This is a genomic window from Methanosarcina baikalica (assembly GCF_031461075.1).
Taxonomy (GTDB): domain Archaea; phylum Halobacteriota; class Methanosarcinia; order Methanosarcinales; family Methanosarcinaceae; genus Methanosarcina; species Methanosarcina baikalica.
The window spans coordinates 23,338-35,553 of sequence record NZ_JAVKPK010000016.1 but is presented as its reverse complement, the minus strand read 5'-3'; the positions used below and the strand labels follow the sequence as shown (position 1 = coordinate 35,553).

Here is a 12,216-nt window from a genome sequence, read left to right as displayed (position 1 = left end):
TTTACCTGAGATTTAAAACATATTTTTTAGTTTAATTACTTAAGCCCCCCATTATCCCCTAAATCATGTATATAATGACCAGCCCTGCCGCTGGAACAGCTGATACAGATGCCTTTTTTAAGATCAATACACTGGCTACATACAGTTTTTCCGCATAACTGGCAGGTATACAATTTAACCGGAAGTCCACAAATTGCACACAGTCCTTTTACTTCCAAATATCTACCCCCAATTTTTGGATTAATTTCTTCGCAGGGTTCTTCAGAAAAGATAGATTTGAGGCTGAAAAAAATTAGAAAAGGTAGGGAGGGATAAAACCCCCCAGAAATAAAAATCTTTTATAAAACAGAACTATCAGGCAGCTCAGTCCACTATCCCACCTGTATTTGCCGAATGAACGGAACGCTGGTACCTGGCAAGATAACCTGTAACTTCCTTTTTCGGAGGTACGAAGACAGCTTTCCTGTGCTTAAGCTCTTCTTCTGAAACCTTCAGATTCAGAACCCTTTCAGGAATATTGATCTCTATCATATCCCCATCTTTTACCAGAGCAATCGGCCCTCCTTCACTGGCTTCAGGGGAGACATGCCCGATGCAAGGTCCACGGGTACCTCCGGAAAAACGCCCATCGGTTATCAGAGCTACCGATTCTAGAAGGCCCATGCCTCCTATTGCAGCTGTAGCTGCAAGCATTTCCCGCATACCTGGGCCGCCTTTCGGGCCTTCGTAACGGATAACAAGGATGTCTCCGGGCTTCACATCGCCTGCAAGGATGCTCTTCATAGCGTCTTCTTCACAGTCATAAACCCTTGCAGGGCCTGTATGAACATGCATCCTTGGATCAACTGCAGCCTGTTTTACAACCGAGCCGTCAGGAGCAAGGCTGCCTTTCAGGACTGCAATTCCTCCCTGGGCATGAATTGGATTTTCAAGAGTTGCAATAATCTCTTTATTGAGCTTCGGATTAACAATATCCAGTTCTTTCAGGTTTTCCCCAATAGTCTTGCCGTTAACAGTAAGTTGTTCCAGATGGAGTTTAGGGGAAAGTCTCTGCATAATTGCCTGAACTCCACCTGCCCTGTCAAAATGCAGCATGAAATTCGGGCCGCCTGGACGCAGAGAGATCAGATGAGGGGTCGTCTTGCTCAGTTCGTCAAAAACCTCGAGAGGTAGCTTTAACCCAAATTCATGGGCAAGGGCAGGAAGATGGAGAGTAGTGTTCGTACTCCCTCCAATGGCCATGTCCACCATTATAGCATTCTCAAAAGACTTGAAAGTGACAATCTTTCTGGGAGTCAGGTTCTCTCTGACCATCTCCACAATGCGCTCTCCGGATTCCTTGGCAATACGAGTCTTTTTAGCATCCACTGCATGGGCAGTTGCACAGCCCGGAAGGCTCAGCCCTAGAGCTTCGGTCATGCAGGCCATTGTGTTTGCGGTAAACATTCCTGCACAGGATCCGGCTCCTGCACATGAAAGATTTTCGAGTCTTTTAAGGTCGGCTTCTGAGAGCTTGCCTGCCCTGTGAGCACCCACCCCTTCAAAGACTGAGATGAGGTCCGTATATCTGTCATCCACATATCCAGGAAGCATCGGCCCTCCGGTTACAACAATTGAAGGAATATCAAGCCTGCCTGCTGCCATAAGGTGCCCTGGCACGATTTTGTCACATGTGGGAATAAGGACCATGCCGTCAAACTGATGGGCTTTAACCATCAGTTCAATTGTATCCTCGATAACTTCTCTGCTGGGGAGGGAATATTTCATACCTTCATGTCCCATTGCGATTCCGTCGCAAATCCCTATAGTATGGAATTCAAAAGGAACTCCCCCGGCATTCCTGATCCCGGCTTTTACAGCCTCCGCAAGTTTATTCAAGTGCATATGACCAGGGATTATATCATTCCAGGAATTGACGACTGCGATGAACGGTTTCTTCATTTCCGAATCTGTGACCCCGGTCGCTTTCAAGAGTGAGCGGTTGGGAGCTCGTTCCGGTCCCTCTTTGATGATATCGCTTCTCATGTTAAATCTCCATAGAATTTCGCGATGAAAGTTAAAAGTTATAATGTATAGATAGGAAAAAACTTCATAGTATAAACAGGTTGGGGAAGAAAAATCTGCGAAGGGGACAGACAAAAGTACTGGGAATATGGATGGAAAAATAAAGATAAATACGGATAGAAATCTCTAGTCCAGGTCTTAAAATTTGCATATATTTTCACAAAACGGCAATTTAATATAATAATACCCAAATATTTATATAGCCATTTAGAGTCTTAAATCAATAGCATAGTGAACGGGCCTCCTCTGGACCACATCTACAAGATCACACCCGATAAAGAACACACCACAAACACTTAGCCACGAGAGGGTTATACCCGTTCACCAAATTTTATTATTTATACTTATATTACTCATTTTTGTTTCTTTTGAGATTTTTCTGTTAAAACTTTCTTTATTAAGAGTTAATCTCTATTTTCGCTGGAAAAATTTATTTTATAAAGGGACAAAGTATTTTCATGTACTACTGAAACCCCGAACTTTATACTTCCAGCTTTTAGGCCCAGAATAACTGGGAACTCGAGCTTCTCACAAAAGTGCCCCTTAAAGGAAACGAAAGAGTTCTTAATATAGGGTGCGGAGACGGAAGACTCAGTGCCGAAATAGTAAAGAACCTGCCTGAAGGCTCGATTCTCGGAATTGATGTTTCAGAAGCAAGGTTAATTTTGCAAAAGCTCATTACCTTCCCGAGCAATCCCCAAACCTTGCCTTATGCAGACAGGAGGGAGAACTTCTTTTTGACTCCGAATACGACATTATCTTTTCTAATTCTGCTCTTCACTGGATAAAGAGTTCAGAACCTGTCCTGAAAGGTTTTTCGAGAAGCCTCAGAACCGAGGGAACATTACTGGCTCAGTTTGGAGGGAGGGGAAACGCTGCGGGAATCCTTAAAATCATTGACTCAATACTTGAAGATGAAAAATGGAACTGGTATTTAAGGGATTTTGTTTTTCCATATGGTTTTTACGGACCTGAAGAATATCGGGAATGGCTCAAAAATACAGGTTTTATAGTGAAACGTCTGGAAATGAACTCAAAAGATATGGCTCTTGTGGGAAAAGAAAGCTTGCCTCAATAGCCTCAACCTGGCACCCGTTCACACAGCAAGTACCTGAAAGGTTGAGAAATAAATTTATAGATGATCTTATGAATCTTTTTGTCAGCTTCCGCTCCCCGGATAATTAGGGGTATATCCATGTCCAGATGATGAGGCTGGAAATCAAAGCATACGCTCAGAAATGAACTTTCAAGCCCAATGATATTATAAAGAGCTAATCAAAGGAATGGATAAAAGCAAAGGAACTGCAGTAAAGTCTCCCTCATACCTTACTGCAAGCCCTTTTATGGAGGTTTATGTCTTTTCAGGCCTTTTTGCCATTTTTGCCTTTTTAGACTTTTGCCATTTTTCTGTATCAAAGGAACTGCAGTAAAGTTTCCCTCATACCTTACTGCAAGCCCTTTTATGGAGGTTTATGTCTTTTCAGATCTTTTTGCCATTTTTGCCTTTTCAGGCTTTTGCCATTTTTCTGTATCGTATTCCGTATTTACCGATCTTATTGAGTTACAATATTGTCTTCTAAATCCGCTTTAACTTACTGTTTGCCGATAAACATCCATTTTGATTGATGATACTTAGCTACTCACCTGTTGGGTTCACAATGGGGTTCATGATAGGCACGCGGACTTTAAAGCCTTCTATCCAGCCGGTTTTCGTTGGTGGTGTGATAAAGGAGCTTTTAATGACAGAGCTCTTCTGGCTGGCAGAAGTCCATCTGTAAATACGGAGTACGGAATCTTACTACCATCTTTTTTATATATATAGATTACGGTCACTGTGCGAAAATGAAATTCAATATCTAGAGCCATACTTTTGAGAGCTGAAAAATTGCCTTGTTTATAGTTATCGGTGTTTAGCACTGATAGAAATATGAAATAAGATACAGTAATCAAGAAAACTAATATTTGATAGAAACATAATTATATAAAAGAAATGTCGATGAGAGACACGGAAAAATAACGCAGAAGCATATAAAAGGGGGATATTGTAGGGCCCTCTGAAGGTGGTTGGAGAAATGGATGATGAGGATGCGGAAGATAAAAAAGCTTTAAACACGAGATTCCAGAAGACAGACAGTAGAAACAAAACGAGAGGAGAGGCCCTTCACACAGCCCTAGAAAAAGAAGAAACTCTGAGAACGATAATCAATAACAGTCAGGTTGTGCTCTTTCTCAGGAAAAACGAAAATAAATGGCCTATAGAATTTGTCTCTGAAAACGTAGCGAATTTCGGATACATGGTAGAAGATTTCACTTCTGGAAGGGTAATGTATAGGGATATAATATATCCCGACGATCTCGAAAAGATTGAAAAGGAACTTGAGAAAAGAGTAAAAAGTGCTGATCCTGCATTTAATATGGAGTATAGAATTTTTACTAAATCCCGAGACATTCGATGGATAAATGAAAGGACCTTTATTCAGAGAAATACAGACGGTGAGATAACACACTTTCAGGGGGTAGTGCTCGATATCACTAAGCGGAAGAAAAATGAAGAAGAACTGGAAAAAACTCTAAAGATGCAGAAAATGCTGACTGCGGTAATCAATAACAGCCCTGCAGTGATCTTTCTCTGGAGGAACGAAAAATACTGGCCTGCCGTTTCTGTTTCAGATAATGTGATACAGTTTGGATATACAGTTGATGATTTTATATCCCAGACGATTCAATACGGGAAAATCATACATCCAGCCGACCTGGAAAAAGTAGAAGAGGACCTTGAAAGGAGCATCCAGAAAGGAGAGGTGAGCTTTAATTCAGAGTACAGGATTTTTACAAAAGCCGGTGACGTGCTATGGGTAAACGAAAGAACCTTTATCCAGAGAGAGGGAGATGGGAAAGTAAGCTGTTTTCAGGGGATAGTGCTTGATATAACTCCCCGAAAAAAAGTTGAAGAAGCCCTGAGAAAATCTCTTGAAATGCAGAAAATGCTGAAAACTATAATCAACAAAAGCCCGGCGGTAGCTTTTATATGGAAAAATATGGAAAACTGGCCTTCAGAATTTGTTTCCGAAAATGTAATACAATTCGGGTATACAGTAGATGACTTCACTTCCGGAAATATACTTTACGGGAATATAATCCATAAAGACGATATTAAAGCAGTTATCGAAAATCTTGCGCGTTCAATAAGAGAAGGATACGATTCTTTCGAGATGGAGTACAGAATTTTTACCAGGGACGGCAGTATGCGCTGGGTTGAGGAGCGGACATTTATCCAGCGAGATGATAAGGGAGATGCGGTTCATTTTCAGGGAATAGTTGTCGATGTTACTGAAAGGAAAGAAGCACAGGAGATGCTCGAGATCCAGAGAGAACTTGGGATATCCCTGAATACCACATGGAACCTTCAGACTATGCTTAACCGGATTCTTGATGCCTGCCTGCAGATAGAAGAGATAGATACTGCAGGCATATACCTGAAAGACGAGCTATTGGACCAGATTAATCTGGTTGCATATCGAGGACTTTCTTCCGAATTTGTGAAAAGTGTTTCCACATATAAGAGAAATTCCCCTGAAGCAGGACAGATCTGGACTGAAAAACCTGTTTATAAGCTTGATTTTTTCTCAGAGAAAATGGCAGACCTGATCAGGAAGGAAAAAATTACCGCTGTAGCTGTGATTCCTATGAAATACAGAGGAGAAATTATAGGCAGCCTTAACTTTGCTTCTCATACTAAGGACAGAATTTCCCAGAATACCCGCAACTTTCTTGAAAGCGTAGCTCTCCAGGTAGTGAACTATATAGCCCCAATCCGTATTGCGGCAGACCTGGCATAAAGGATTTTCTTTCATGCCTGAAGTAAACCTGATCCTGGACGAAATCCTTATTTAAAATAATTTTTATAATTAATGCAGGACAGGAAAAGTGAGAAGGCCTCAGGTTTCAATTTATTTTCCCTGGGCTTCGAGTAGACATTCACTTGCGTATTTTAGCTCACTTTTTGTACGTAACCGGCGTTAATATTAGATATTATATAGGATGGGGATAAGGTTGAAAGCAATAGTAATTTATCTCAGCACCTCAGGAAATACAAAAGCTATGGCCGAAGCGATAGCTAGTGGAATTGAATCGAAGAATGTGGATGTAAAAGCTGTCAGCTTTTATGACGTAAAACCCGAAGATATTAATGAAGCAGATGCAATTGCAGTTGGCTCCTCAACTTTTTACTATAAAATGCTACTGCCGATGGAAAAATTCATGAATGAAACTCTTGCTGCCACAAACCCAGAAGGCAAATTAGGAGCTGCTTTCGGGTCTTACGGATGGAGCGGAGAAGCGCCCATACTGATAGCCGAAAAGATGCGAGAAATGGGAATGAATGTCATAGACCCTGTGCTCCGAATCCTTCACAAACCCACAGATAAGGATGTCCAGGAATGTAAAAGGCTGGGTATTGACATTGCCGAAAAGCTGAAACACAGGAGCAAAACAGCTTAACCAGAGGAAACAGCAAGTTAACTTGTAGTTTCGAACCTGATATCCGTACTTAACTTATTTCAAGTTATATGACCATAGAAAAAATGGATGGGCCGGAAAGATCGTAATTTTGTAAATTGGTCCTCTTGAAAGAGAGCAGTGTTACTTGTCCATATCAATCCACTTGAGCGCAGCGAAACGGATCCCCCTGATGTTGCGATTATATCGCAACTCCCAGAAAATAAGAGATATTTCTGTGATCCCGAGGCGTAATTCGGGAAACGAAACTCGGGCGACAGTTTACCTTTTATGAGAAAAACTAAGGAATGTCAGGAGAGAAGAACCTGGTGAAATTATACGTGTAACTCTAATTGAGGACATTGTCACAAAGTAAACTGGAACATAAAGCTCAACAGTTCTGGAGACATATTCCTGCGCAGGTCTGTGCAGGCAAGCTTCTTATTTTATTCAGATGGCACTCGAGTAATTGGGGTAGAACTCCTGAGTAACTCGTTAAAAAGCTCATTTCCAAATAAGAGAGCTGAAGGCTCATAACTTATCAGACTTCCCCTATCGAAATGCTTCTGATTCTTAGGGAAAAGAGAGATCATAAAAAATTTGTCCACAACAGTAAAGTTCGCGATCCCGAGTTCTCCAATCAGCTTTCGAAAAGAAGGGGGAATCTCATGCAGATCCCTTTCAGTCCAGTACTCAAAATTGTCCTCGAAAACATCAATTATACTGACAAGCGGCTGCATTTTTTCAACAAAAACTTTTCCTATAAGGGAGAGTATATAGTTTTGTCCTCTTGAATAACCAGAGACTTTTCCTTTAATTTTTTAATTTGAGGTCGGATGGCTGTGGAAGTTACCTGAAGAGCTTCCTTGATTTCATCCATGTTTTTCGGCCCGTTTTTCAGAAAAAGCAATAACTGTTTTCACTTATCGGAAAGTAAAATCAACTCTAGAAGTTCTAATTGCAACCCTTCAGTCTCCTCTCGCGTTTTATGTGACTAAAAAGGTTACAAAAGATACTTATTATATAAACAAAAATATAAAACAAAGCAGTTGACGATTAAAAAACATGTGGAGTCTCCCTGACCGGGATAGCTTATGCTATTGTCCAAGGTCAGGGGGCCTTTTGAGGCTCCTTAAGTTTAATGTTTAAGCTGAAAATTGGATAATGGATGAATTCCCAAAGATTTGATACTATTTGCATGGTTTTATCTGCGTTCAAGAATTTAGTGGAAATTCTGGCCTGATATCTATTCAGGCAGGAGCTTCCTTGGTCAGGATATAAGCAACCATCTCAGGATTGAGTTTGCTTTCCCTTGAAACCTTTTCTTCGATTCTCTCAGCAGGTGTACCCTCCGATTTTAGCTCCCTTATTTTCTCAATCACTGAGGAAGGAATACTGTAATATTCGTTAATGTCCTTCCTGTGACCCCATACATCTCCTTCAATAAGCTGGATTCTCTGCATCTCAAGGAACATTTCTATGGATTTTGAGACCGTACGCCTATAAGATTTAGGTAACTGAATTACCTCAATTTTCGGGCATGTTTCAACAAGTGCAAAGATATCTTTGTTCGAAGGCCTGAAAGCCAGGTGAACGACACGTTCATTAGGATTGAGAGTAAAAATTTCCTCTCTGGAACTAACTACTCTTATTTTCATACTTTTCCCCCACTGTAAAGTTCTTTTACGTTTTTACCTCAATATAAACTACTTATACTGATTATAAATATTTATCTACCAGCACATTTATTCTTTACACAGTACGCTGGAGTATTCTGGATTATCTATCTCCTGTCAGATTCCTTTAAATGCTGGAAAAAGCCTGGAAGAGATAAAACCTGAAAAAATAACCATAACTCAGAAATTTTAGTCCTTGCAGGAACGTTCTTAGCAAGGAAATCAAGGAAACAGTAATCAAGGGAGCGGACCTATAAAATTCTGGAAGGATTTTATTCTTTTAATCCGCTTTTTTCCGGAATTCGTCTTTTAACTTGCAGTAAGTTTTACAGAACGCTACATATTAGAAAAAACTCCTGGTATTCTACCGCGAGAGACAGATTAGAAAAAATTTACTGCAACATCTGTAATGGCACTTTGCCAGATCACTATACTTCAAATTGTTTATTGAGAAACCGATAACTCAGGAAATTTTTAAAAAAATAGATCTGCTTCGAATACAGCCCTATTGACCTCAGAAAGTTTAAGAGCTGATTCTGGTAATGTAAAATAGCAAGTATAATTTTCAGTATCATAGATCTGGCAAGGGAAGCTGCCCTATTATTATGTAATACTCAATATCATAAGCTTCCTGGCAACTTTACCCTCCAGAGGAAAGAGCGAGAGGAGTTAAAGGTAAGAAGCAAAAACACTTCCAAGAAGAAAGAAATTCATTGAGACAGAAAAATATCCAGGGAAAGAAAAAGCATGAAATAAGCCTGCTGCAAATATTCATTCCCAATTCATCATTATTAAGAACTTTATAAAATATGTACTATGTTTGACCTTTTCCCCAAAAAATTTCTTGAGGGTCCCATGTTCAACCAATTGAAGTATTAAGCATTTTAGGGGGCAGAAAGGAGAAACAGCCCAGATTCCCGGCATCCGCCACAGCCTCCTGAAAATATTAAGTCTCAACCCAGATCATCACTCTTCCTGATCTCACTTTCCAAAAAATTCTGGTCTCCCTTCCTTCCCGGCTTTTCCAGCCCAGGAGAGGGCACATATCGGGCATTCAGGTCCGAAACCTGCGGCATTATAACCTGTCATTCCTCCTGCGGCATTATTCACTCTGGAAAGACCATGCTGTTTAAGAATACTGCAGCCCATACTGGACCTGTGTCCCGTACTGCATATAACTATTTTCTCAGCCTCAGGATCAAGTTCAGTGTACCTTTCCCTGAGATCCTGAACCGGGATATGAATGGAATTTTCTATATGGAAAGTCTCATACTCTGAAGAGGCCCTTACATCGACAATTACAAGTGGATTTCCACTTATAATCCATTCATGAAGCTCCGGGATTGAGAGCTGGGGCACATGGGAAGCCCTGAGACCCGCAGTCACCCATGCAAATACCCCTCCGCCCAGAAAACCGATTATATTATCAAGCCCCACCCTGTGCAGCCAGACAACAGATTCCATAGCATAACTTTCGCTTTCTGATACAAGCAGGATCTGTTTATCCGGAGGCAGGAGCCAGCCTGAATAGGTTGCGAAATTGCCCCGAAGGTCAATACACCAGGAACCTGGAATATGTTCTCCCCCGAACCCTTCATAGCAGCGTGTATCAAGAATAACAATGTCATCCCTTCCAGAAAGATTGAAAAATTCCTTTGGAGGGATTTCCCTTACAGGTGGAAGACTTTTGAGTTTTGTCGGCCCTTTCCGGTTGATTTCAGTACAGCGGCTGAAATGGTCGGGTGCAGGTGGCATATCAGTTGTAAGATTATCTATGAATTCGGCTCTATCAGGAATCTGCAGGGCATAGTTGTATTTGCATTCATAGCCTATTGTACTTGAGCGTTTGGCTCCGAGGACTCTCCCACAAAGAGAACCTTCACCATGAGCAGGGTAGACCTCGCAAGAATCAGGAAGGGAAAGCAATTTTTCGTGCAAACTGTCATAAAGCCTTGAAGCAAGTTCTTCTGCCCGGTTGGGAAACAGGTCTGGCCTGCCCACGTCCCCAACAAAAAGCGTATCTCCGCAAAATACTGCAACCGGATCAGAACCTCTCGAAGTATCTGAAACAACATAGCAGATATGCTCGGGTGTATGCCCTGGAGTTTCCAGTATCCTTATAGCAATGTCTTCAATTTCAAAGGTATCGCCTTCAGCCAGCCCGGTATGCTCAAACTCACAGTTAGCAACTCTGGGAGCATAGATTTTTGCCCCCGTTGCTGCTGCAAGATCCAGATGCCCGGAGATAAAATCAGCGTGCAGGTGAGTCTCCAGAATATGGGTAATTTTCAAGCCCCTGGATTTTGCTTCTTTGAGATAAATATCTGTATCTCTACTCGGATCAATAACCGCACAATTCTGTTTTCCTGCAAGGATATATGAACTGTGAGCTATGCCTTTTACAAAAAACTGAGCTATTTGCATAAAATTTTCCCCCGGATAACCGGATTATACCTGCAATGTTCGTGTAAATAGCCATACAGGTTATATTACTGCACCAATAGAAATTTGTTATCGGATATTTTGTATCTTATGTTATATCCCCTTTCTTATATTCAATTTTACACTTGTTTCAGGCTCACACGTATTACCTTCCGCCTTCTACCTTCCGCCTTCCGGGGATTATTTTTTTCTCTCAGACACCCCAAAAACAAGAAAAAAGAAAAGTCTGAAGAATATATAATAAGCATTCATTGGTCATCGGTTAAGGAATTTTCTTGCCTGAAAGCTATCGATTTTGCACCTTAATCCTGATTAAACTTTGGCCTTTTTACATGAAATCGATATCTTGCTCCAACCCACAATGTGTTTAAATTTATAATAACTGTTGCAGAAATGGAGGCAATTTGTCATGATTCCTCACTTAACCGAAGACGCATGAATAAGCATTTCATGAGCGTTTCTACTTTAATTAAAATATTTTGAAGCTCTTTAGAAAAAAATTGCAGGCAGAGAACCTCTTTGAAAAGGTTAGATACCCCAACCCTGCCCACAATTTAAAGTAAATCTATCAGGTTTAAACCCGGAATAAATCGCGTTTTAAATTTAAACTGTCCTGAACCCACAAGCTCAAGCAAATGGGTGTTTTGCCGAGTCTTTCTTAGCGAGCGCTTCTTCAACAGTCGGACTGTTATCTATGGCTCGTGTTATTGCAAGCTTTGTTGCTTCATAATTGTATTCGTAAATTTTGTCCTTGTCTTTTGCGTCCCATTCGATAAAGACAGAAACGATAATAAAAATGTCATCAGCCTTTTCTGCAGGGAGCACGCCAGCAGCTACGGAATCCATGACTGCCTTTGCAACCGCAGCCTGAGCCGGCCCGAACATAAGGGCAGCTTGAGATACATTCTTTATTGTTACCTTGTTTACGAGCAAAGTAACAGGCTTTGGCTGGACATTTGGTTCAAGAACTGCAAGAAGTGGTGTGTGGCCCTGCCTGGGCATTGCAAGCGAATTTATAAATGCTGCTTCTACGGGCCCTCCTCTAGGTCCGATAACCAGATCTATGTGTGCAATTTCCGGACCGGAACCTATGAGAGCTTCTCCTACCATACTTTTTAGAATATTTTTGACCAGATTAAACACCTCATCTTTATTCTACAATAGAAAACTCGATACTCAAAATTCCCGGATAGAGAAGTGAATTTATCTTCATATCCGCTAAATAAATTAGATAACGAATAGGGTATTAAGCACGATTATTTCTATCGTAAAGAATAGTTAAGCTTGTAATACTTATACACATACATAAATAATTTGGCAGTTGTAATTTCAACAGCGTAAACAAAGAAAAGTGCTCCAGATCAAGGCATAAGTAAAATTTCATCAAGGTCCCAAAAAAGATTATATTAGAGAAGTTCTATAAAAATTTGTCCTGAGTTCAAGGAACCTATAATCAATGGAAGTAATTAAGTAAACCTCTAAACCGAAGCAGAGAGATTTCACTATTTTTTATTTTGAGGTATTTATTTTTGGCTTA

General features: G+C 40.7%; 12 protein-coding genes. 5 read left to right on the top strand and 7 right to left on the bottom strand.

Going from position 1 to position 12,216, the window contains the following annotated elements; genetic code table 11:
• Window positions 1–35 precede the first annotated feature (35 nt).
• Window positions 36–218, bottom strand: a complete 183-nt coding sequence (locus RG963_RS05540; RefSeq protein WP_310575280.1) for a hypothetical protein — start codon at window positions 216–218, stop codon at window positions 36–38.
• A gap of 145 nt (window positions 219–363) precedes the next feature.
• Complete coding sequence (gene ilvD / locus RG963_RS05535) at window positions 364–2,025, bottom strand: dihydroxy-acid dehydratase (protein ID WP_310575279.1); 1,662 nt, start codon at window positions 2,023–2,025, stop codon at window positions 364–366.
• Between the two features lie 575 nt (window positions 2,026–2,600).
• On the opposite strand from ilvD, the gene RG963_RS05530 reads away from it, so the two are divergent.
• The 5 genes from RG963_RS05530 (at window position 2,601) to RG963_RS05510 (ending at window position 6,564) form a co-directional block, all read left to right on the top strand.
• The gene (locus tag RG963_RS05530; protein WP_310575278.1) at window positions 2,601–2,852 is read left to right on the top strand and encodes a class I SAM-dependent methyltransferase; all 252 of its coding nucleotides are present in this window, start codon (window positions 2,601–2,603) and stop codon (window positions 2,850–2,852) included.
• Window positions 2,819–3,142: a class I SAM-dependent methyltransferase gene (locus RG963_RS05525; protein WP_310575300.1), complete on the top strand. Its 324-nt coding sequence runs from the start codon at window positions 2,819–2,821 to the stop codon at window positions 3,140–3,142. The genes RG963_RS05530 and RG963_RS05525 overlap by 34 nt, the downstream gene beginning before the upstream one ends.
• A gap of 547 nt (window positions 3,143–3,689) precedes the next feature.
• Window positions 3,690–3,842: a hypothetical protein gene (locus RG963_RS05520; protein ID WP_310575277.1), complete on the top strand. Its 153-nt coding sequence runs from the start codon at window positions 3,690–3,692 to the stop codon at window positions 3,840–3,842.
• Between the two features lie 294 nt (window positions 3,843–4,136).
• The gene (locus tag RG963_RS05515; protein ID WP_310575276.1) at window positions 4,137–5,903 is read left to right on the top strand and encodes a PAS domain-containing protein; all 1,767 of its coding nucleotides are present in this window, start codon (window positions 4,137–4,139) and stop codon (window positions 5,901–5,903) included.
• Between the two features lie 214 nt (window positions 5,904–6,117).
• Window positions 6,118–6,564 carry a flavodoxin domain-containing protein gene (locus RG963_RS05510; RefSeq protein WP_310575275.1) on the top strand — a complete coding sequence of 149 codons (447 nt, stop codon included), beginning with the start codon at window positions 6,118–6,120 and terminating at the stop codon, window positions 6,562–6,564.
• A 443-nt stretch (window positions 6,565–7,007) separates the two neighbouring features.
• Here RG963_RS05510 and RG963_RS05505 read toward each other — a convergent pair whose 3' ends face one another.
• From RG963_RS05505 to fae, 5 genes are all read right to left on the bottom strand, one after another.
• Window positions 7,008–7,301, bottom strand: coding sequence for a transcriptional regulator FilR1 domain-containing protein (locus tag RG963_RS05505; RefSeq protein ID WP_310575274.1), 294 nt, complete (start codon window positions 7,299–7,301; stop codon window positions 7,008–7,010).
• A gap of 20 nt (window positions 7,302–7,321) precedes the next feature.
• Window positions 7,322–7,441: an HTH domain-containing protein gene (locus RG963_RS05500; RefSeq protein WP_310575273.1), complete on the bottom strand. Its 120-nt coding sequence runs from the start codon at window positions 7,439–7,441 to the stop codon at window positions 7,322–7,324.
• A 370-nt stretch (window positions 7,442–7,811) separates the two neighbouring features.
• On the bottom strand, window positions 7,812–8,219 hold the full coding sequence (locus RG963_RS05495) for a DUF1699 family protein (protein ID WP_310575272.1): 408 nt from the start codon (window positions 8,217–8,219) through the stop codon (window positions 7,812–7,814).
• 999 nt (window positions 8,220–9,218) lie between these two features.
• Window positions 9,219–10,661 (bottom strand): MBL fold metallo-hydrolase, encoded by a 1,443-nt coding sequence (locus RG963_RS05490; protein ID WP_310575271.1) that lies wholly within the window; start codon window positions 10,659–10,661, stop codon window positions 9,219–9,221.
• Between the two features lie 645 nt (window positions 10,662–11,306).
• Window positions 11,307–11,789: a formaldehyde-activating enzyme gene (gene fae / locus RG963_RS05485; RefSeq protein WP_310575270.1), complete on the bottom strand. Its 483-nt coding sequence runs from the start codon at window positions 11,787–11,789 to the stop codon at window positions 11,307–11,309.
• Window positions 11,790–12,216: the final 427 nt, after the last annotated feature.

Bases quoted from the DNA above. Each gene is read 5' to 3' on its own strand.
- ilvD (WP_310575279.1), bottom strand. From the start codon at position 2,025: ATGAGAAGCGATATCATCAAAGAGGGACCGGAACGAGCTCCCAACCGC.
- RG963_RS05520 (WP_310575277.1), top strand. From the start codon at position 3,690: ATGATACTTAGCTACTCACCTGTTGGGTTCACAATGGGGTTCATGATA.
- RG963_RS05515 (WP_310575276.1), top strand. From the start codon at position 4,137: ATGGATGATGAGGATGCGGAAGATAAAAAAGCTTTAAACACGAGATTC.
- RG963_RS05505 (WP_310575274.1), bottom strand. From the start codon at position 7,301: ATGCAGCCGCTTGTCAGTATAATTGATGTTTTCGAGGACAATTTTGAG.
- RG963_RS05500 (WP_310575273.1), bottom strand. From the start codon at position 7,441: ATGGATGAAATCAAGGAAGCTCTTCAGGTAACTTCCACAGCCATCCGA.
- RG963_RS05495 (WP_310575272.1), bottom strand. From the start codon at position 8,219: ATGAAAATAAGAGTAGTTAGTTCCAGAGAGGAAATTTTTACTCTCAAT.
- RG963_RS05490 (WP_310575271.1), bottom strand. From the start codon at position 10,661: ATGCAAATAGCTCAGTTTTTTGTAAAAGGCATAGCTCACAGTTCATAT.
- fae (WP_310575270.1), bottom strand. From the start codon at position 11,789: ATGGTAGGAGAAGCTCTCATAGGTTCCGGTCCGGAAATTGCACACATA.